We start from the raw sequence: 20508 nt of genomic DNA, 5'->3' as shown, positions 1-20508 counted from the left end.
CCTGCTGCACGCGCGCCGCTACCCGTCGCTCACCCTGAACCTGCTGCTCACACCGATCATGCTGCTGCTGCTCTTCGTCTACATCTTCGGAGACGTGATGAGCGCGGGCATCGGCGGCGGCGCAGCCGACCGCTCCCAGTACATCGCCTACCTGGTGCCGGGCCTCGTACTGATGACCATCGGCAGCACCACGATCGGCACCGCGGTGTCCGTGTCCAACGACATGACCGAGGGCATCATCGCCCGCTTCCGCACCATGGCCATCCACCGCGGCTCCGTCCTGTTCGGACACGTCGTCGGCAGCGTCCTGCAGTCGGTCCTGAGCGTGGTGCTCGTCGGCGCCGTGGCCGTGGCCATCGGCTTCCGGTCCACGGACGCCACGGCCCTCGAATGGCTCGCGGCCTTCGGCCTGATCACCCTGTTCGCCCTGGCGCTCACCTGGATCGCCGTCGGCATGGGCATGGTCAGCCCGAACGCCGAGGCCGCCAGCAACAACGCCCTGCCGCTGATCTTCCTCCCGCTGATCTCCAGCACCTTCGTCCCCATCGACGCGATGCCGGGCTGGTTCCAGCCGATCGCCGAGTACCAGCCCTTCACGCCCGCCATCGAGACCCTGCGCGGCCTGCTCCTCGGCACCGAGATCGGCCACAACGGCTGGCTCGCGGTCGCCTGGTGCGTGGCCCTCTCCGTACTCGGCTACTTCTGGTCGAAGTCGGTCTACAACCGCGACGCGAAGTAGCCTCACCCACCGCGTCCCACCCCCGGGGCGGCGTAGACCGACACCTGTCGGCCTACGCCGCCCCGTCCGCGTCCGTCACCCCACCGTCCCCGCCCGCCCCGCCGCTCCCCTTCCGGCGCGCCCGAGCTCCCCGCATCGCCCGTACCGCCCGTACCGCCCGGGTCGTTCCGTATCCCAGGACCCAGGGCAGCACGGTGATGCCCAGGACGTACACGAGGAAGTAGCCGACGAGGTCGTCGGTCCGCGTCGGCTCACCCCGGGGCACCAGCATGGCGACCGAGGAGACCCCCACGGGTACCAGCGGCAGCAGTACGGACCACAGCCTCGCCCGCCAACCGGGCCGAAGGGCGCAGCACACCCCCATGCCGCCCATGACGAACGGCCCGAACGGAACCCACAGCAACACCGGGACGAACAGCAGCATCCACCACTCGTCCGAGTACCCGAACATCATCGAAGCCCCCCTGAGACCGTGCGCCGGGCCCTGCCGGCACATGACCGTGAGCGTGGGCACACGCCCTTTCCCGGAGACGCGGGGCACAGGGGTCCAGTTCTCGGCGATTGGCCTTGGCCTTCCGATTTCCGCCCCTTGTACGGTCGGTGCCATGCGCATCCGAATCGTCGACGCCTTCACCGACCGGCCCTTCTCCGGCAACCCCGCCGGGGTCCTGCTCCTCGACTCCTTCCCCGACGACAGCTGGCTCCAGAAGGTCGCCGCGGAGGTCAACCTCTCCGAGACGGCCTTCGCTCACCCGCTGCCCGCCGGCGGCGACGCGGACTGGGCCCTGCGCTGGTTCACCCCCACCACCGAGGTCGACATGTGCGGCCACGCCACGCTGGCGACGGCCCATGTCCTGCACACCACCGGGGCGGCGGAGGGGACCGTCCGCTTCGCGACCCGCTCCGGCGTCCTGGGCGCCACCGCCGAGGCGGACGGCACGATCACGATGGACTTCCCGACCTCCTCCCTCTCCCCCGTCCCCGTGCCCGACGGCCTGGCGAAGGCGCTCGGCGCCGAGGTCGTCGCCGTCCACGACACGGCCGCGCACATCGGCGACCTGGTGGTGGAGCTGCGCGACGAGGCCACCGTCCGCTCGCTCACCCCGGACTTCGCCGCCCTGGTGTCGCTGTCCTCGCGCGGCGTCATCGCGACCGCCGTCGCCGAACACCCCGACAGCGGTTACGACTTCGTCTCCCGGGGCTTCTTCCCCGCCGTCGGCATCGACGAGGACCCCGTCACCGGCAGCGCCCACACGGCGCTCGCCCCCTACTGGTCCGCCCGGCTCGGCCGTGAGGACCTCACCGGCTTCCAGGGCGGCGCCCGCACCGGCCTCGTCCACACCCGTCTGCGCGGCGAGCGCACCCTGCTGACCGGCCGGGCCGTCACGGTCATCGACGGCGACCTGCACGCCTGACGTACGGAGCACCCGACGTTCGCAGAAAGGGGGAGAGGGGTGTACGGCCCAAGCCGTACACCCCTCTCCCCCGTGTCCGCCCCACGCACGGGCTCGCCCCACGCACACGCACGCCGCCCGCGCGCGCCCGTCACCCCGTGGGCAGCCACCCCACCTTGCCCGCCAGCAGCCCGTATCCGACGAAGGCCACGATGTCGAGCAGCGCGTGCGCCACGACCAGCGGGCCGACCCGCCCCCAGCGGCGGTACAGCAGGACGAACACCACGCCCATCACGACGTTGCCGACGAAGCCGCCGATCCCCTGGTAGAGGTGGTAGGAGCCGCGCAGCACCGAACTCGCCACGAGCGCGGCCATCGGGGTCCAGCCCAACTGCCCCAGTCTGCGCAGCAGGTACCCGACGACGATGACCTCCTCCAGGACGGAGTTCTGCACCGCCGAGAGGATCAGCACCGGGTACTTCCACCACACGTCGGGCAGCGACTCCGGCACGACCGTGAGGTTGAAGCCGGAGGCCCGTGCAGCGAGGTAGAAGGCGAGGCCCGCGCTCCCGATCCCGGCGGCGACGAGCGCCCCGCGTCCCAGGTCGGGCCACGGCCGGGTCCGGTCGAAGCCGATGGCGCGCAGCCCGACGCCCTCCCGCATCAGCAGATGGGCCACGAGCACGACCGGTACGAGCGCCGAGGCGATGCCGAAGAGCTGCCAGGACAGGTCGAGCCACGGCCGCCCCGGCGCGTACGAGCCGTTGAGCGTCGCCGCCTGCTCCTTCAGCGCCCCGGGCTTGGTCAGGGAGCCGACGAAGCTGATGAGCGACGACAGCGCGCTCGCGCCGAGCGAGAGCGCGAGCACGATCAGGGTCTCGGAGCGCAGCACCCTGCGCGACAGACCGTCGGGGGGCAGGGAAGCGTCCCTCACGTATTGCTCCGACACCACACCTGTCTCCACTTCCCGTCGTGGGCGCACGCCGATCCGGCGGCCTCGTCCGGAGCGGTCGTTCTCCGTCCGCACTCGACCACCTTGACATGATCGCCCACGCCCCGCCGGGGACCGCCGGTACGGGTCAGTCGATGCCCACCGGCCAGGTGTGCACGGGCTCTCCGCCGTGCATGAGCGTCCGGTAGCGCCGGGTGGTCGCCGCGAGCGCCGCCTCCCGGTCGAGGCCCGACTCCTGTGCCTGATGGAAGGTGTCGGCCTGCCAGGAGGCGCCGTTCACCCGCCGCAGGCAGCGCTGTTCGATGATCCCGAGGTAGTGGTCGCGGTCCGCCGGCTCGATGTGCCAGGCGTCGAGCCCCGCCGCGGCCAGCGGCAGCAGCTCGTCGAGGACGAGCCGTACCGCCGGGAGGGTCGCGACCCCGCCCGTGCGTCCGGGACGGGGCCACCGCAGCTCCGCCTCGATGCCGTGGCGGCAGGCCGCGTCGAAGTTGGCCTCGGCGTCCTCGAAGGTCATGCGTTTCCAGACCGGCCGTGGGTCGTCGGCAAGCGAGCGCACGAGGCCGTAGTAGAAGGCCGCGTTGGCGATCACATCGGCGACGGTCGGCCCCGCGGGCAGTACGCGGTTCTCGACGCGCAGGTGCGGGACCCCGTCGACCCAGCCGTACACGGGCCGGTTCCAGCGGTAGATCGTGCCGTTGTGCAGGACGAGTTCCTGGAGCCGCGGCACTCCGCCCTGGTCGAGGACGAGCAGCGGGTCCTCCTCGTCGCAGATGGGCAGCAGGGCGGGGAAGTAGCGGAGGTTCTCCTCGAAGAGGTCGTACACCGAGTCGACCCACCGCTCCCCGAACCAGGTGCGCGGCCGTACGCCCTGGGACTGCAGTTCGGGCGGCCGGGTGTCGGTGGCCTGGAGGAAGAGGGGCGGCCGGGACTCGCGCCACAGTTCCCGGCCGAAGACGAAGGGCGCGTTGGCGCCGAGCGCGATCTGGATGCCCGACACGGCCTGCGCCGCGTTCCACACGGCGGCGAAGCGGGCGGGCGTCACCTGGAGGTGCAGCTGGACCGAGGTGCAGGCGGCCTCGGGCACGATGGACTCCGAGGTGCAGAGCAGCCGTTCGACGCCGTGGATGTCGAGCGTGAAGTCCTCGCCGCGGGCGGCGAGGATCTGGTCGTTGAGGAGCGAGTAGCGGTCGGCGGCCGACAGGTTCTCGAAGACCAGGTCGCTCTGGGCGAGCGTGGGCAGTATGCCGATCATGACGACGCCGGCGTCGAGTTCCGCAGCCTTGCGGTCGGCATATCCGAGGCCGGTGCCGATCTCTTCCGCGAGCCGGTCGAAAACACGGCCGCCCAGCTGGTGGGGGGCGATGTTCACTTCGAGGTTGAACATTCCGAGTTCCGTCTGGAAATCGGCGCTCGCGATCTTTTCGAGAACGGGCGCGTTGAGCATGCGGGGCAGCCCGTCGGCTCCGGCGAGATTGAGTTCGATCTCCACGCCCATGAGATTGCGCGGCCGGTCGAACCTCTTCTCCGCCAGCAGTCTCGCGAGTCCCGCGAGACACTGCTGGAGCTTTCTCCGGTAGTGCTGTCGGTCGGACGGGCCGAACCCGTCGGCCACGACCTTCTCCCCCATCGAAGCGTCCCTCCCCGAGCGGTCAGCCGCCACGACGGCCGCGTGTCACGGACCATGATGCCCACCCCATTGATCGACAACGCCTGCGGAACAGGGCCGTTGACGGATAGGCTGGACGGAGAGCTCCAGCGGCACATCCCGAAGGCAAGGAACAAGCGACATATACCAATGTCCTATTGTCCCGGAAGTCGGGGTCACAATTCAGCCGTCCCCCGTCGTGAGAAATACGCAGGTGAGAGCAGCGGGCCCCTGACGATTCCCCTGCGGAGACCACGGATTACGGCCTGATGACGCCTTGTCAGGAATATCGGCGACGTCTAGCGGAAACACTGTGTGAACACGTGTCGTATAAACTCCGCGGACGAGGCAGAGTGTTGGCGCCCGGTCATGGCCTCATGGCCCCTCTCTGGCCCCGCCGCCGACAGCGCCGTCGTACCTGCCCACGCATCACCGTGTCTCCTGAGTGAGAGGCGACCCACCATGCTCCGACCCTCTCCGGCCCCCGTGCCGGCCCTCCGCAGTGTCCTCGCGGCCCTCGGCTCGCCGACCGCCGTCCGCGAGGCCCGAACGCCCGCCCTACGGGCCGCGCAGGGACCGCTGAGCCCCGAACACCCGCTGCCCGTACACGTTCTCGGCGTCGCCGGAGCACCGGGGATCGCACCCCGCACCCGGCTCGCCGGCTGGCGGTTCCTGATCCGGCACGGGGACCGGGCGATCGCCGCCGCGGACACCATGCTCACGCCCGACGGCTGGACCTTCTCGCACTTCTTCGAGGGGCCGTACGTCACCGCGACCGAACGGGCCCTGCTCCAGGCCGAGGCGCTGCCCGGCGCGTACGAACCCCGGCTGCTCTCCGTACCGGAGCTCTACATGCTGACCCTCTGGCTGCACGCCGGCCCGGACTTCGACGGCACCGCCGTCGCCCCGGCCGCGGCCGACCTGATGGTGCCGCTCGCCCCCGCGCCGCCGGGGATCGCGGCCCACCGCCCGTATCAGGTCGCCGATCTCCTGCCCGTCCTCAGTACGCGTCTCGCGCCGCCGCCCCTCCTGGGCTCGGCGGCGCCCGCCTGATCCACCGCACGCGCCCCACCGCCCCGTGACCCGGCCGGGTCACGGGGCGCACTGCTGCCCGAACCCCGCGCCCGAACGTGCGCTCCGAACACCCCTCCCGTACGGACTAGCCCGCTCGGACCACCCCGAACCACCCGAAGAGACGGTGCAGTTGACCTGAACCGCCCCTGCGGGTGATGCGTCTTCCCCGGAGAGGACGAGCTGCCTCGAAATACCTGCGGAAGAGCGTCCGTGGGGCAAGACTGGGATCGGAACCGAACCGACCGACGGGGGCGGCGATGAGCGCGAACAGCCGCAGGACATCCACCACGACGCAGCGAAAGAACCCACCCATGTGCCAGCATCAGCCTGCCTGTCCCACCGCCGACTCCGCCGATCGGGAGGCGGCCCGACCGATGGCGAACCATCCGGAACAGGGCTGGAGCCTGCTGTGCAACGGCGTCCTGCTCTTCGAGGACACCGGTGAACTGCTGCCGGACGGGCAGATCATCGCCCCCCACCGGCCGCTGACGGCGGGCCAGGTGACGACCGCCGCCTGAGGGGGCGGCGCACCTCACGGTACGAGGAAAACACCGAGGGCCGGCCCGGAGGAGATCCCCCGAACCGGCCCCCGGTTCATGCTCAGTGGTCGTACTCGTCCATGGGCGGGCAGGAGCAGACCAGGTTCCGGTCGCCGAAGGCACCGTCGATGCGGCGCACCGGCGGCCAGTACTTGTCGGCGGTCGAGACACCGGCCGGGAAGACCGCCTCGTCACGGGTGTACGGGTGGTTCCACTCGCCGCCCAGCGCGGCGGCGGTGTGCGGCGCGTTGTGCAGCGGGTTGTCGTCGGCGGGCCACTGACCCGAGGCGACCTTCTCGATCTCGGCGCGGATCGCGATCATCGTGTCGCAGAAACGGTCCAGCTCGGTGAGGTCCTCGGACTCGGTCGGCTCGATCATCAGCGTGCCGGCCACCGGGAAGGACATCGTCGGCGCGTGGAAGCCGTAGTCGATGAGGCGCTTCGCGATGTCGTCGACCGTGACACCCGTCGCCTTCGACAGCGGACGCAGGTCCACGATGCACTCGTGGGCGACCAGACCGGCGGGGCCGGTGTAGAGCACCGGGAAGTGCGGCTCCAGGCGCTTGGCGATGTAGTTCGCCGCGAGCACGGCGACCTGGGTGGCGCGCTTGAGGCCCTCGCCGCCCATCAGGCGGACGTACGACCACGAGATCGGCAGGATGCCGGCGGAACCCCACGGGGCGGCCGAGATCGGGCCGACGCCGGTCTCCGGGCCCGCGGTGGGCTGGAGCGGGTGGTTCGGCAGGTACGGGGCGAGGTGGGCGCGGACGCCGACCGGGCCGACGCCGGGGCCGCCGCCGCCGTGCGGGATGCAGAAGGTCTTGTGCAGGTTCAGGTGCGAGACGTCGCCGCCGAAGTGGCCCGGCTTGGCCAGACCGACGAGGGCGTTGAGGTTGGCACCGTCGACGTACACCTGGCCACCGGCCTCGTGCACCTCGGCGCAGATGTCGGCGACGTGCTCCTCGAAGACGCCGTGCGTCGACGGGTAGGTGATCATCAGCACCGACAGCTCGTCGCGGTACTGCGCGATCTTGGCGCGCAGGTCCTCGACGTCGACCTCGCCGTCGTCGGCGGTCTTGACGACGACGACCTTCATGCCGGCCATGACCGCGGAGGCGGCGTTGGTGCCGTGCGCGGAGGACGGGATGAGGCAGACCGTGCGCTGCTCGTCGCCGTTGGCGCGGTGGTAGGCGCGGACGGCGAGGAGGCCGGCCAGCTCGCCCTGGGAGCCGGCGTTCGGCTGGATCGACACCTTGTCGTAGCCGGTGACCTCGGCGAGACGCTCCTCCAGCTCGGTGATGAGCGTGACGTAGCCCTGCGCCTGCTCGACCGGGGCGAAGGGGTGCATCTGACCGAACTCGGGCCAGGTCACCGCCTCCATCTCGGTCGTCGCGTTCAGCTTCATCGTGCAGGAGCCGAGCGGGATCATGCCGCGGTCGAGCGCGTAGTCGCGGTCGGCCAGCTTGCGCAGGTAGCGCAGCATCGAGGTCTCGGAGCGGTGCGCGTGGAAGACCGGGTGGGTCAGGTACGCGTCGGTGCGCAGCAGCGCGGCGGGGAGGGTGTCCTCGGTGACGGCGTCGAGCGCCTCGACGTCGGCGGTGACGCCGAAGGCGCCCCAGACGGCGGCGAGCTGCTCGCGCCCGGTGGTCTCGTCGCACGAGATCGACACGAGGTCGGCGTCGACGCGGTGGAGGTTGACGCCGGCCTCGCGGGCGGCGGCCACGACCTCGTCGGCCTTGCCCGGGACGCGGGCGGTGAGGGTGTCGAAGAAGGCGCCCTGGGTGAGCTCCACGCCACCGGCGGTGAGACCCGCGGCGAGGACGGCGGCGTACCGGTGGGTGCGCTGCGCGATCTGCTTCAGGCCGTCCGGACCGTGGTACACGGCGTACATGCCGGCCATGACGGCGAGCAGCACCTGCGCGGTACAGATGTTGCTGGTGGCCTTCTCGCGGCGGATGTGCTGCTCGCGGGTCTGCAGGGCGAGGCGGTACGCGCGGTTGCCGTCGGCGTCCACGGAGACACCGACGAGGCGGCCCGGCAGGGAGCGGGCGTGCTTGTCCTGGACGGCCATGTAGCCGGCGTGCGGTCCGCCGAAGCCCATGGGGACGCCGAACCGCTGCGTCGTGCCGACGGCGATGTCGGCGCCGAGCTCGCCGGGCGAGGTGAGCAGGGTGAGCGCGAGCAGGTCGGCGGCGACGGTGACGATCGCACCGAGCTCGTGGGCCTGGTCGACGACGGCCTTGATGTCCCGCACGGCACCGGAGGCGCCCGGGTACTGGACGAGCACGCCGAAGACGCCGCGCTCGGCGATCTCGGCGGGGATGCCGTCGCTCAGGTCGGCGACGACGACCTCGACACCGGTCGGCTCGGCGCGGGTCTCGATGACGGCGATGGTCTGCGGCAGGGCGTCGGCGTCGATGAGGAAGACGCCGTTCTTGACCTTGCCGACACGGCGGGCCAGGGCCATGGCCTCGGCGGCGGCGGTGCCCTCGTCGAGGAGGGAGGCGCCCGAGGTGGGCAGGCCGGTCAGGTCGGCGACCACGGTCTGGAAGTTCAGCAGGGCCTCCAGGCGGCCCTGGGAGATCTCCGGCTGGTAGGGCGTGTACGCCGTGTACCAGGCCGGGTTCTCCATCACGTTCCGCAGGATGACCGGCGGGGTGAAGGTGCCGTAGTAGCCGAGGCCGATCATCGGCGCGAGGACCTGGTTGCGGTCGGCGAGCTCACGCAGCTCGGCGAGGACCTGGGCCTCGGTGCGCGCGGCGGGCAGGCTCAGCGCCTCGGTGTTCTTGATCACGTCCGGCACCGCGGCGGCGGTGAGCTCGTCGAGCGAGCCGTAACCGACCTGGGCGAGCATCTTGGCCCGCGCCTCGGCGTCGGGCCCGATGTGCCGCTGCTCGAACGGGATGCCCTGCTCGAGTTCGGAGAGCGGAATGCGGTTGGCGGTCATGTACGGAGGCCTCCTGGTCGTCACGACCTGCGAGGGGCACCACGGCGCGGGTACCCGGACGGCCTCCCCCTCTGTCATCTCAACCTGAGAGTTTCACCGGCACGCCTCACGGCACGCCGACTTTCACCGTCGGTGAGAGCGCGATGCCGTCGGACATCCGCTCTGCTTTCCAGAGTGACCTCGTCCGCGCGGTACAGGGGCCTGAGAGATTCCGGGGAGGATTTGCTCCTTCGGCGTCCACCGGAAGGTTTCTCCGGGGGACTCTCCCGCACAGGGTCGACAGCCACAGCCAGCCTACCAGCGCCGTTGTCGCTCCCTTCGCTCAAGTGGCCGACATCCCAGATGTGCACTTTCGTAGGGGTGTAGAGCAGTTGCGACCAGTTGGAGGGACCGTGCAGACCGACATCGATCCGCGCAGCCTGATCGGCCGCAAGGCGTACGACCGGAACGGACACAAGATCGGCACCGTGGACGAGGTGTACCTGGACGACGCGACCGGCATCCCGGAGTGGGCCGCCGTCCGCACCGGCCTCTTCAGCCGGGACGCCTTCGTCCCCCTGGACCCGAGCGACCTGCTCGACGACGGACTCCACATCCCCTACGAGCGCGCCCTCATCAAGGACGCCCCCGACTTCGGCGTGGGCCGCCATCTCTCCCCCGAGCAGGAACTCCAGCTCTACCGCCACTACAGCCTCGCCCTGCCCCCGCCCCCCACCGACCAGCCCGACACCGACTTCGGCCGCCTCGCCGGCCCCTGACCCCCGAAACCCCTCGGCCCACCCGCGTGGACGGGCGGGCCGAGGGGACCTGACACGCCCACCGGACCCCGGGCCGTCGCACCCGCGGACGACACCGACCGCGGCATGCGCCGTGGCGCCTTCCCGCGGCCGCGGCGCCCGGACCGCCTCACCCCACCAGTGGCAACGGCTCCCCCGCCACCAGCTCCGGGTCGTCCACGGCGAACGTCCGGACGCGCCCGGGAGCCGGCGACCCCGGCTCCTCGAACCGCACCGTGACCCGCCCGACCCCGCTCCCCTGCACCCACCCGGCTCCGTAGACCGCGTGACGCACGTCGTGCCCGGGCGCCCAGTGCCGCTCCACGGGCTCCGGCACCCCACCCGGCCCGTCGGCACCACCCGCACCTCCCGGGGCGGCCTCGGGGGCACCCACGGCCGCGGAGGCGCCCCCGGCGGCCTCGCCCTCCGCGCCCGCCGCCTGAGCGAACAGGTCCTCCTGCGTGTAGTCCGCCAGCCCGGTCACGCCCACGCCGAGGAGCCGTACGCCGCCGGTGGTGTCCACCACCTCCAGGAGCCGCCCGACGGCCTCGCGTACGACGGCGGGGTCGTCCGTCGGCCCGCGCAGCGTCTCGGACCGGGTCAGGGTCGAGAAGTCGTACCGCCGCACCTTCAGGACGATCGTCCGCCCCGAGTGGCCCGAGGCCCGCAGCCGTCCCACGCACCGGTCGGCGAGCCGCTCGACCTCCGTCCTGATCCGCACCCGGTCGTGCAGGTCCACGTCGAACGTGTCCTCGACCGACACCGACTTGGCGTCCCGCTCGGCCACCACGGGCCGGTCGTCGTGCCCCTGGGCCATCCGGTACAGCGAGGCCCCGTGCGCCCGCCCCAGGAGCCGTACGAGCTCGTCCTCGCCCGCCTCCGCGAGGTCGGACACCGTGGTCATTCCGGCCCGCCGCAGATGCTCCCCGGTCGCGGGGCCGACGCCGGGCAGGATCCGCACGGACCTCGGCCCCAGCAGCTCCCGCTCGGTGCCGGGCTCGATGAGGACCAGTCCGTCCGGCTTGGCCTCCTCCGAGGCGATCTTCGCGATCATCTTCGACCCCGCGAGACCCACGGACCCCGTCAGCCCCGTCGTCGCCAGGATGTCCTGCCGCAGCCGCTCCCCCGCGGCCCGCGCGCTCGCGCTGTCGTCGGCCACGCCCCCGGCCTCCAGGTCCACGAACGCCTCGTCGAGGCTGAGCGGCTCCACGAGCGGCGAGAGCCGCCCGAGCAGCTCCATGACCTGCTCGCTGATCGACCGGTAGAAGGCGAAGCGCGGCACGAGATAGGCGGCGTTCGGCGCGAGCCGTCGCGCCTGCCCCATGGGCATGGCCGAGTGCACTCCGAAGCGCCGCGCCTCGTACGAGGCGGTCGCCACCACACCCCGCGGCCCGAGACCGCCCACGACCACGGGCTTTCCGCGCAGGCTGGGTTTCGCCGCCTGCTCGGCGGCGGCGAAGAACGCATCCATGTCGAGATGCAGGATCGTCGGCGCGGCTCTCACGATTCCGATGCTGCCTTACGCCACTGACAACGGCCCCGTACCCGGGCGGCCGGTCCACCCGCCACCGGCCGGCACCGGGGCCGCTCAGACCGCCTTGTCGCGCCGCCGCCTGGCCAGCTCGTCGCCCGGGTTGTGCCCGACGAGCGTCTCGCCCGTGTCGACCCGCTCCCCGTGCAGCTGCGAGAGCGCCGCCTCGACGTCCCGCCACACGACGCCGACGGCGATGCCGAAGACGCCCTGCCCACCCTGGAGCAGGTCGACGACCTCGTCCGGCGAGGAGCACTCGTAGACCGTGGCCCCGTCGCTCATGAGCGTCATCCGTTCCAGATCGCGAAAGCCCCGGGCGCGCAGGTGCTGCACCGCCGCCCGGATGTTCTGCAGGGCCACCCCGGTGTCGAGGAAGCGCTTGACGATCTTCAGGACCACGACGTCGCGGAAGCTGTAGAGCCGCTGCGTCCCCGACCCGTAAGCGGGCCGCACGCTCGGCTCCACGAGCCCGGTGCGTGCCCAGTAGTCCAGCTGGCGATAGGTGATCCCGGCGGCCGCGCAGGCCGTCGGTCCCCGGTAGCCGACCACCTCTGCCGCCGCGCCGGCACTCGCGTCCGTCCCGAGGTCGCCCACACTGCCGTGAAGCGGATACGGACCGCTCTCCCCGGACGCACGTCCGAGCGAGCTCCCTGCCGTACCGTCCGCGCTGCTCATCACGCCGACCCTCCGTCCTTGACCTGCCCACACGAAGGTAGGCAGTCACCAGGGGTGCGTCAACGATCGCCACACTCGGCACGCCGAGTGATAATCACCCTGAGAGTGGTTTCCCGTATCTCTCCCCGGGGAAAGGCTACTCGAATGCCCTGACAGCACCCCGCGAACGGCCTCCGGTCGAAGCGTCGCGTCTCACTGGCTGTTGGTCCCGAAATCCTCCGGTGAGATCTGGTCGAGGAACTCGCGGAACTTCTCCACCTCGTCCTCCTGCTCGTCCGGAATCGCGATGCCCGCGTCGTCCAGCACACCGTCACTGCCGAAGATCGGCGTCCCGGTCCGCAGGGCCAGCGCTATCGCGTCGGACGGCCGCGCGCTCACCTCGACGCCGCTGGCGAAGACCAGTTCGGCGTAGAAGACCCCGTCACGCAGATCCGTGATGCGGACTTCGGTCAGCTCCTGTCCCACGGCCTCCAGCACGTCCTTGAACAGGTCGTGCGTCAGCGGCCGCGGCGGCGCCATCCCCTGCTGGGCGAAGGCGATCGCGGTCGCCTCCCCCGGTCCGATCCAGATGGGGAGGTACCGATCGCCTCCCACTTCACGCAGGAGCACGATCGGCTGGTTGGAGGGCATTTCCACCCGGACACCCACAACGTCGAGCTCGTTCACACAGCAACCCTAGGACGTGCTCGACCGGTTTGGATAGTCGGGCCCTCCCGGGCTCACTGCAGACGGATGCCCAGAGCCGTCTGGACCAGCGCCGCGTGCAGCCGCACGGACTGGGCGGCGAGCTCCTGCGCGGTGGCCTCGGCATGGGCCCTGGTCTGCGGATTCCGGTGCCGCCGCAACGGCGCCACCACCTGCTCGATCAGCCCGGCCTCACGGTCCGCGGCGGCCTTGACGGCCCGCAGGTGCCGGGGTTCCAGACCGAATCTCCCCAGATCCGCGACAAGTCGCGCCACGGTGACGGCCTCGGCGTCGTAGCCCCCGCCCTCCGCCTCGGCGATCAGACCGTACGACTCCCACACGACGAGTTCGGTCTCGGTCACCTCGGCCGCGGCGATCAGTTCGGCCCGCCCGATCCGCGCGGCGGTCGGCGGCTCCGCGTCCTGCTCCGGCTCCCAGGCCCCTTCGACCAGATCCCGCCGGCGCCCGGGCGACGGCAGCTTGATCTGCTCCCCCCGCGCCAGGGCGTCGAGGTGCTCACGGATGACCTTCAGCGGAAGATAGTGGTCCCGCTGCATCCGCAGGATCTGAGCGAGCCGCTCCACGTCCTGCGGGCTGAACTTCCGGTACCCGGAGGCCGTCCGCCGGGGCTCGACCAGCCCCTCGGCCTCCAGGAACCGGATCTTGGAGATCGTCACTTCGGGAAATTCGTCACGCAGCTGGTTCAGCACCGTGCCGATGCTCACCAGCCGGTCGCCCGCGGTGGCGGTGCCGGTTCCGGCACCGCCCGTCGGTGTTCGCAGCATGGACCTTCCCTGAAGGCTTCTCCGAGGCGTCACACGCCCCGCTGGCTCGAGTAGAAGACCAGCCGGTACTTGCCGATCTGCACCTCGTCGCCGTTGGACAGAACGACCGAGTCGATCGGCTCACGGTTGACGTACGTGCCGTTGAGGCTGCCGACATCGGCGACGGTGAAGCTGCCGTCCTGCGCCCGCCGGAACTCGACGTGCCGCCGGGAGACGGTGAAGTCGTCCAGGAAGATGTCGCTCTGCGGGTGACGGCCGGCCGTGGTCAGCTCACCGTCGAGCAGGAACCGGCTGCCGGAGTTCGGCCCCCGGCGCACCACGAGGAGCGCGGAACCCAGCGGCAGCGCCTCCACGGCCGCCAGCGCCTCGGGAGAGAGCGAAGGCAGCTGCGTCTGACCGGTGACCTCGGCCTCGTACGCCTCAAGGCCCGAGATGGAGATCGTCGACGTCGTCTCCGACGCGCGCTCGGCGGCGACCCCGCCCCGCAGCGGCGTACCGCAGTGGGAGCAGAAGCGGCTGTCGGCCGTGTTGCGGTGACCGCACCTCGTACACACCGGCATGGACGCATCCTCCTGCCGCGGCAGCCCCGCGGAGGTCTGTGTCGCATACGGGTCGGGGGTGAACCCTCCACCCGTACTTGAGGTTGATGGTTCTCCGAAACCTATGCGGGCGGCCCCGGCGGGGTCAACAGACGACGCGCCCTGAGTGCCCGGAATGTCACCGCCCTGGCCGCCGACCTCATCGCGGAAGAGCGGGCGTTCGCCACCCTGCTCCTCGCCCTGGGCGTGGCGCGGCGCGCGGTGCCGGGCGTTGCCGTCCTCGCGTGCGCTCTTGCCGAACAACTTCGCAAACAACTTCACGGGCGATTCCCCTTGACCGAAACAGACCCGCCCGTGGGGCAGGACGAACCGAGATCCATCACACCTGCCGACCCGGACACCTTCACAACGTCCGTATCCTCCGGACAGTTTCCACCACGCACCACCGTTGTGGTGCGCCGACCCCCCGCAACGTCATGCCCTTGTCGCGGGACCCCCTCGTCCCCTCTCACTGCGAGGACGACTGAGCGTAGTCAGGCCGCTTCGCGGGTCGCAAGGCGTCGACGACGATCTTCGCCGACCGCTGCACCGTGGCCGTGGCCTGCTCCTTCTCCAGGGTCTGCACGACACCACCGGGGATGTTGAGCGCGGGCTCGAGATCCTCCGGCTTGCCGATGACCTTGAAGACGTACGGAGCGGCCACCTTCGTTCCATCGATTCGCATGTCTTCGCCGCTACCGGTGAAATAACTGTCCGCGACCACGCGGACACCGTTGACCTGGATCGCCTCGGCGCCCGCGGCGCGCAGCTCCTGGATGGCGTCGAGCAGCATGTCCGACTCGACCGCCCCGCTGGGGTCGCCGACGGTCAGGGTGATGCCCGGCCCTTCGGCCGCCACCGTGCCGGCCAGGATGCCGAGCTGCTGCTCCTTCTCCTCGGTCTGCCTGCGCGCCTCTTCCGCCTGGTCCGAGCTCGACTCCAGTTCGGAGCGCTGCTTCTCCAGCCGGGCCTGCTCGTCCTCCAGGCGCTGCGTGCGGTCGTCGAGTTCGTCGAGGATGCGCACCAGGTCCTCCTGGCGGGCCCCGCGCAGCGCGCTGTTGTCGCTGGTCGAGGAGACCTGAATGGCCAGACCGAGACCGAGGACGAACAGCAGGAGCGCCACGATGAGTTGGGCCCGGGTCACCCGCGGCGGCCACAGCGCGGAGGCGAGCCGCCGACGCCCGGTCGACTCGCTCCCGGCCGCGGCGGTCACGGCCGGCGCTTCGGGCTCCGGGACGTCGTCATCGGCGACGGCGTCCCCCACGGGGGCCTCCGGCGCCTCGGCCGCCTCCGGCTTCCGGACGCTCTCGGGCGTACGCGCCTCTTCCGGCGTCCGTCCGCCCTCGGCGCCCTCGGGAGTCCCGGCTTCGTCGGCGTTCTCGTGGTTCTGGGGGTTCTGGGGGTTCTCGCTCATCGGCCTCACGCCCGGAAGACGTGGCGCCGGATGGCGGCCGCGTTGGAGAAGATCCGGATGCCCAGGACGACGACCACACCGGTCGACAGCTGCGCGCCCACGCCCAGCTTGTCGCCGAGGAAGACGATCAGCGCGGCCACGACCACGTTCGAGAGGAACGAGACCACGAAGACCTTGTCGACGAAGATGCCGTCGAGCATGGCCCGGAGGCCGCCGAAGACCGCGTCGAGGGCGGCGACCACGGCGATCGGAAGATAGGGCTCGACCACCGCCGGAACCTCGGGGCGGACCAACAGTCCGACCACGACTCCGACGATCAGGCCCAGTACGGCGATCACGATGTGCCCTTCCCTGTGTCGGCCGTGGCCCGACCGGACGGCGTCGCCGCCCCGGCCCCCCTCGGCTCTGCGGTACGTACGGTCAGGCTCGGCGCGGCCGGCAGGCTCACATCACCCTCGGCCGAGATCGCGCTCCTGATCCCGAAGTTCTCCACCAGCGCGTGCAGGTACTGCCCGTCGGCGCTGTCCTGGAACGCGGTGCTCAGCCGTTGTCCGTCCCCGATCGCGAGGACGGTGTACGGCGGCACCAGCGGCTTGTTGTCGACCAGTATGGCGTCGCCGGCGGCCCGGATCGCGGACAGCGACGTCAGCCGCTGCCCGTTGATCGCGACGGCCTCGGCGCCCGACTCCCACAGCCCGTTGATCACCCGCTGCATGTCCCGGTCGCGCACCCGGCCCGTGTCGGAGAAGCCACTGCTCTCCCGCGGCCCGCCCCCACCGGTGTCGGTGCCCTTGGCGTCGTCGATGACGAGCTTCACGCCCGGTCCATGGACCGGCGTCGCGCCCGAGAGCAGCGCCACGAGCTCGGCCTGGTCGCCACCGTGCTCCTGGAGCGCTTCCCGCTGACGGTTCCCGACCTCGGTCCGGATCCGCTCGACGTCCCGCTCCAGCCCGTCTGCGGTCGAGGTCTCGCTCTCGATCCGGTCGATCAGCTCCTGCCGCTCCTTGGCGACGACCGGCGCGGAGATCCGCGCCTCGGCGGCCCCGACGGTCACCACCGCGGCCGCGAGCACCAGGCCGACGGCGACACCGAGCTTGGCACGCAGGCTGCGGGGCAGCCCGCCGCCCTCGGCGGCACGCCGGGCCGTCGCCTCCGCGTACCCGTCGTCGAGCGCGTGGTCTATCACGTTGTTCAGCAGCGACATCGACGCGTCCGGGCGCGGCGGCGGTGATCCGGTGCTCCGAACGGGGGGCTGCTGCGACATGCCGCACATCGTCGCACGTCGCACGGCCTACCGCCGAATGGCCCCCGCATCGGGCCGGGAGGCACCCCTCGGGCACCTCCCGGCCGATCACTCCGATCCCGTCAGCGACCCGCGCTTTCGACCACCTCGGCCCACTCGTCGAGCAGGGCCTGCGCGGAGGCGTCGTCCGGGCCCTCGGCCCACAGATGGGTGACGGCCTCCGCGGGGTCGGGCAGCACCATCACCCAGCGCCCGTCGGCCTCGACCACCCGTACCCCGTCCGTGGTGTCGACGGAGCGGCTGCCCGCCGCCTCCACCACCCGGCGCATCACCAGCCCCTTCACGGCCCACGGCGTCGCGATGTCCTTCTTGAGGACGTGCGCCCGCGGGATCCGCGCGTCGATCTGGCTCAGCGTGAGCTGGGTCCGCGCCACGAGTCCGATGAGCCGCACGAACGCGGCGGCGCCGTCGAAGACGCTGCTGAACTCGGGCACGATGAACCCACCGCGCCCGTCACCGCCGAAGATCGTCGACTCCTCCCGGCCGACCCTCGTGAGGTCGTCGGGCGAGGTCGTCGTCCACTCCACCTGGGTGCCGTGGTACGCGGCGACCTGCTCCGCGATCCGGGTGGTCGTCACCGGCAGCGCGACCCGCCCCGACCGCCGCTCGGCCGCCACGAGGTCCAGCAGCACCAGGAGCGCCCGGTCGTCCTCGATGATCCGCCCGCGCTCGTCCACGAGCGAGAGGCGTTCACCGACGGGGTCGAACCGCACGCCGAACGCGGCCCGTGCCGACGCCACGATCTCCCCGAGCCGCACGAGCCCGGCCCGCCGGCTCTCGGCCGACTCGGTGGGCCGGGACTCGTCGAGCCCCGGGTTGATCGTCAGCGAGTCGACCTGGAGCCGCCCGAGCAGGCTGGGCAGCACGAGTCCGGCGCTCCCGTTGGAGGCGTCCACGACGACCTTGAGACCCGCCTCGGCGATCCCCGTGGTGTCCACGTTCCGCAGCAGCGATCCGGTGTACGAGTCGAAGACGCTGGCCGGGAAGGACAGGTCCCCGATCTCCCCGGGGAAGGCCCGCCGGTACTCCTGCCGCGCGAACACGCGGTCGAGCTTCCGCTGCCCGCCCTGCGACAGGTCCGCTCCGCGTTCGTCGAAGAACATGATGTCGACGGAGTCCGGCACACCGGGCGAGGTCCGCACCATGATCCCGCCGGCGCTTCCCCGCGCGGTCTGCTGCCGCGCCACCGGCAGCGGTACGTTCTCCAGGTCCCGTACGTCGATGGCGCTGGCCTGCAGCGCCGAGATCACCGCTCGCTTCAGCGCCCGCGCACCCCGGGAGTGGTCACGCGCAGTGGTGACCGTCGACCCCTTCTTCAGGGTCGTGGCGTACGCCCCTGCCAGCCGGACGGCCAGCTCCGGGGTGATCTCCACGTTGAGGATGCCGGAGACTCCGCGGGCCCCGAAGAGATGGGCCTGCCCCCGGGACTCCCAGATGACCGAGGTGTTGACGAAGGCGCCGGCCTCGATCGTCTTGAACGGATACACGCGGACGTTGCCCTGCACGATCGATTCCTCACCGATCAGGCACTCGTCCCCGATGACGGCCCCGTCCTCGATCCGGGCGGCCCGCATGATGTCGGTGTTCTTCCCGATCACGCAGCCGCGCAGATTGCTCTGCTGGCCGATGTACACGTTGTCGTGGACGACCGCCTTGTGGAGGAAGGCACCGCTCTTGACGACCACGTTCGAGCCGATGACGGTGTGCTCGCGGATCTCCGCGCCGGCCTCGACCTTGGCGTAGTCCCCGATGTAGAGGGGCCCGCGCAGTTCCGCGTCGGGGTGCACCTCGGCACCCTCGGCGACCCAGACTCCCGGTGAGATCTCGAAGCCGTCGATGTCGACCTGGACCTTGCCCTCCAGGACGTCTGCCTGGGCCTTCACATAGCTCTCGTGGGTGCCGACGTCCTCCCAGTAGCCCTCGGCGACATAGCCGAAGATCGGCTTGCCGTCCTTCATGAGCCGCGGGAAGACGTCACCCGACCAGTCCACCGGAACGTCCGCCTCGACATAGTCGAAGACCTCGGGTTCCATCACGTAGATGCCGGTGTTCACGGTGTCCGAGAAGACCTGGCCCCAGGTGGGTTTCTCCAGGAAGCGCTCGACCTTGCCTTCTTCGTCGACGATCGTGATCCCGAATTCCAGCGGATTGGGCACCCTGGTCAGGCAGACCGTGACGAGGGCGCCCTTCTCCTTGTGGAAGGCGATCAGGTCGGTCAGATCGAAATCGGTGAGCGCGTCACCCGAGATCACGAGGAAAGCGTCGTCCTTCAACGCTTCCTCGGCGTTCTTCACGCTGCCCGCTGTCCCGAGTGGCTTCTCCTCGTTGGCATACGTGAGCTCCATCCCGAGCTCCTCGCCGTCGCCGAAGTAGTTCCGGACGAGAGAGGCGAGAAACTGCACGGTGACGACGGTCTCGTTGAGACCGTGCCTCTTGAGCAGCCGTAGGACGTGCTCCATGATCGGCCGGTTCACCACCGGCAGAAGAGGCTTGGGCATGCTCGAGGTCATCGGGCGAAGGCGTGTTCCTTCGCCACCGGCCATCACAACGGCCTTCATGTCGGAAGCGTCCTCCTTGAAGAGACGACGGTCCTGCCGACTTCACCTGTCCGCTCGGTAGCCCTCGGTATGTCCTCGTTGTTGCCGGCGACGCTGCTCGACACAGGACGGACGGGCTCAATCGGCCGCGGTATCCGCCTTCACGAGTCGACGGACCTGGACCACGTAGAGGATCCCTGCCCACCAATACAGAGTTGTACCCCATCCGGCGAAGGCCCACCCGAAAACTTCGGCGAGTGACGAGAGCCAGCCCGTTCCGTCACTGAGAAGCAGCAACGGGAACGCGTACATCAAGTTGAAAGTCGCAGCTTTCCCGAGGAAGTTCACCTGCGGCGGCGGGTAGCCGTGCCGGCGGAGGATTCCCACCATCACGAGCAGCATGGCCTCACGCGCCAGCAGGGCGGCGGTCAGCCACCACGGCAGGATCTCGCGCCAGGTGAGGCCCACGAGCGTGGACAGGATGTACAACCGGTCGGCGGCGGGGTCGAGCAGCCGGCCGAGGTTGCTGATCTGGTTCCAGCGCCGGGCCAGTTTGCCGTCGAGATAGTCGCTGATGCCGCTGAGCATCAGGACGAGAAGCGCCCAGCCGTCACTGTTGGGACCGCCGAACTCCGGACGGAGAATCAGCCACAGAAACAGCGGCACGCCGGCAAGGCGCGCCATGCTGAGAATGTTGGGGATGGTGAGGACCCGGTCGGTCTGAACGCGAGTCTCCTGGACCTCCACCCGGGGGCCTCCTGCTGGGCTGGTGCCGACATTGCCCCCCGACCTTACCCTCAGCCACCACCGGCCCCCGCACAGGGTCCCACGCGCCACCACAACGCAAAAATGCCTCAACCCCCGGACATGGTCCGGGGGTTGAGGCTAAAGATTGTTCGGCGGCGTCCTACTCTCCCACAGGGTCCCCCCTGCAG

The 20508-nt window shown here is 70.7% G+C and carries 19 protein-coding genes and 1 riboswitch; of the genes, 5 read left to right on the top strand and 14 right to left on the bottom strand.

The annotated features are described in order from the left end of the window. Position 1 precedes the first annotated feature (1 nt). A complete protein-coding gene (locus ACFVZH_RS38065; protein ID WP_384904860.1) occupies positions 2-739 on the top strand; it encodes an ABC transporter permease in 738 nt (245 codons plus the stop codon). Between the two features lie 52 nt (positions 740-791). Here ACFVZH_RS38065 and ACFVZH_RS38060 read toward each other — a convergent pair whose 3' ends face one another. Then, positions 792-1193, bottom strand: a complete 402-nt coding sequence (locus ACFVZH_RS38060; protein WP_384904858.1) for a hypothetical protein — start codon at positions 1191-1193, stop codon at positions 792-794. 151 nt (positions 1194-1344) lie between these two features. Between ACFVZH_RS38060 and ACFVZH_RS38055 the strand changes: the two genes are divergently transcribed. After that, the gene (locus ACFVZH_RS38055; protein ID WP_384904856.1) at positions 1345-2154 is read left to right on the top strand and encodes a PhzF family phenazine biosynthesis protein; all 810 of its coding nucleotides are present in this window, start codon (positions 1345-1347) and stop codon (positions 2152-2154) included. A 130-nt stretch (positions 2155-2284) separates the two neighbouring features. Here the strand turns inward: ACFVZH_RS38055 and ACFVZH_RS38050 are convergent, their stop codons facing one another. Both ACFVZH_RS38050 and ACFVZH_RS38045 read right to left on the bottom strand, forming a co-directional pair. Continuing rightward, the gene (locus ACFVZH_RS38050) at positions 2285-3067 is read right to left on the bottom strand and encodes a CPBP family intramembrane glutamic endopeptidase (RefSeq protein WP_384904854.1); all 783 of its coding nucleotides are present in this window, start codon (positions 3065-3067) and stop codon (positions 2285-2287) included. Between the two features lie 145 nt (positions 3068-3212). Next, positions 3213-4712, bottom strand: coding sequence for a glutamate--cysteine ligase (locus ACFVZH_RS38045; protein WP_384904852.1), 1500 nt, complete (start codon positions 4710-4712; stop codon positions 3213-3215). A 480-nt stretch (positions 4713-5192) separates the two neighbouring features. On the opposite strand from ACFVZH_RS38045, the gene ACFVZH_RS38040 reads away from it, so the two are divergent. After that, a complete protein-coding gene (locus tag ACFVZH_RS38040) occupies positions 5193-5783 on the top strand; it encodes a hypothetical protein (protein ID WP_384904850.1) in 591 nt (196 codons plus the stop codon). A gap of 332 nt (positions 5784-6115) precedes the next feature. Continuing rightward, complete coding sequence (locus ACFVZH_RS38035; RefSeq protein WP_384904848.1) at positions 6116-6322, top strand: DUF5999 family protein; 207 nt, start codon at positions 6116-6118, stop codon at positions 6320-6322. A gap of 82 nt (positions 6323-6404) precedes the next feature. Here ACFVZH_RS38035 and gcvP read toward each other — a convergent pair whose 3' ends face one another. Continuing rightward, entirely contained in the window at positions 6405-9290 is a 2886-nt protein-coding gene (gene gcvP, locus ACFVZH_RS38030; protein WP_384904846.1) for an aminomethyl-transferring glycine dehydrogenase, read from the bottom strand. Positions 9291-9469: 179 nt separating this feature from the next. Then, positions 9470-9569, bottom strand: a riboswitch (glycine riboswitch). 113 nt (positions 9570-9682) lie between these two features. Between gcvP and ACFVZH_RS38025 the strand changes: the two genes are divergently transcribed. Then, entirely contained in the window at positions 9683-10048 is a 366-nt protein-coding gene (locus ACFVZH_RS38025) for a PRC-barrel domain-containing protein (RefSeq protein ID WP_384904844.1), read from the top strand. Positions 10049-10196: 148 nt separating this feature from the next. On the opposite strand, the gene ACFVZH_RS38020 is transcribed toward ACFVZH_RS38025, so the two are convergent. From ACFVZH_RS38020 to ACFVZH_RS37975, 10 genes are all read right to left on the bottom strand, one after another. Beyond that, positions 10197-11570 (bottom strand): DNA polymerase IV, encoded by a 1374-nt coding sequence (locus ACFVZH_RS38020; protein ID WP_384904842.1) that lies wholly within the window; start codon positions 11568-11570, stop codon positions 10197-10199. 84 nt (positions 11571-11654) lie between these two features. After that, positions 11655-12272 (bottom strand): MerR family transcriptional regulator, encoded by a 618-nt coding sequence (locus tag ACFVZH_RS38015; RefSeq protein WP_384904840.1) that lies wholly within the window; start codon positions 12270-12272, stop codon positions 11655-11657. A 192-nt stretch (positions 12273-12464) separates the two neighbouring features. After that, positions 12465-12938, bottom strand: coding sequence for a bifunctional nuclease family protein (locus tag ACFVZH_RS38010; protein WP_017238433.1), 474 nt, complete (start codon positions 12936-12938; stop codon positions 12465-12467). 53 nt (positions 12939-12991) lie between these two features. After that, the gene (locus ACFVZH_RS38005) at positions 12992-13741 is read right to left on the bottom strand and encodes a MerR family transcriptional regulator (RefSeq protein ID WP_384904838.1); all 750 of its coding nucleotides are present in this window, start codon (positions 13739-13741) and stop codon (positions 12992-12994) included. A 29-nt stretch (positions 13742-13770) separates the two neighbouring features. Beyond that, positions 13771-14709: an FHA domain-containing protein gene (locus ACFVZH_RS38000; protein WP_384904862.1), complete on the bottom strand. Its 939-nt coding sequence runs from the start codon at positions 14707-14709 to the stop codon at positions 13771-13773. A gap of 79 nt (positions 14710-14788) precedes the next feature. Beyond that, positions 14789-15733 carry a DUF881 domain-containing protein gene (locus ACFVZH_RS37995; protein WP_384904836.1) on the bottom strand — a complete coding sequence of 315 codons (945 nt, stop codon included), beginning with the start codon at positions 15731-15733 and terminating at the stop codon, positions 14789-14791. Positions 15734-15738: 5 nt separating this feature from the next. Next, positions 15739-16071: a small basic family protein gene (locus ACFVZH_RS37990; protein WP_015032176.1), complete on the bottom strand. Its 333-nt coding sequence runs from the start codon at positions 16069-16071 to the stop codon at positions 15739-15741. After that, positions 16068-16997: a DUF881 domain-containing protein gene (locus ACFVZH_RS37985; protein ID WP_384904834.1), complete on the bottom strand. Its 930-nt coding sequence runs from the start codon at positions 16995-16997 to the stop codon at positions 16068-16070. Before ACFVZH_RS37985 ends, ACFVZH_RS37990 begins: the two co-directional genes overlap by 4 nt. Positions 16998-17098: 101 nt before the next feature. Beyond that, the gene (locus ACFVZH_RS37980; RefSeq protein WP_384904832.1) at positions 17099-19594 is read right to left on the bottom strand and encodes a sugar phosphate nucleotidyltransferase; all 2496 of its coding nucleotides are present in this window, start codon (positions 19592-19594) and stop codon (positions 17099-17101) included. A 117-nt stretch (positions 19595-19711) separates the two neighbouring features. Beyond that, positions 19712-20320: a CDP-alcohol phosphatidyltransferase family protein gene (locus tag ACFVZH_RS37975; protein ID WP_266903061.1), complete on the bottom strand. Its 609-nt coding sequence runs from the start codon at positions 20318-20320 to the stop codon at positions 19712-19714. Between the last annotated feature and the right edge of the window lie 188 nt (positions 20321-20508).

The sequence above is a fragment of the Streptomyces sp. NPDC059534 genome, assembly GCF_042743475.1.
GTDB lineage: Bacteria > Actinomycetota > Actinomycetes > Streptomycetales > Streptomycetaceae > Streptomyces.
This window is presented reverse-complemented; position numbering and strand designations above follow the sequence as displayed.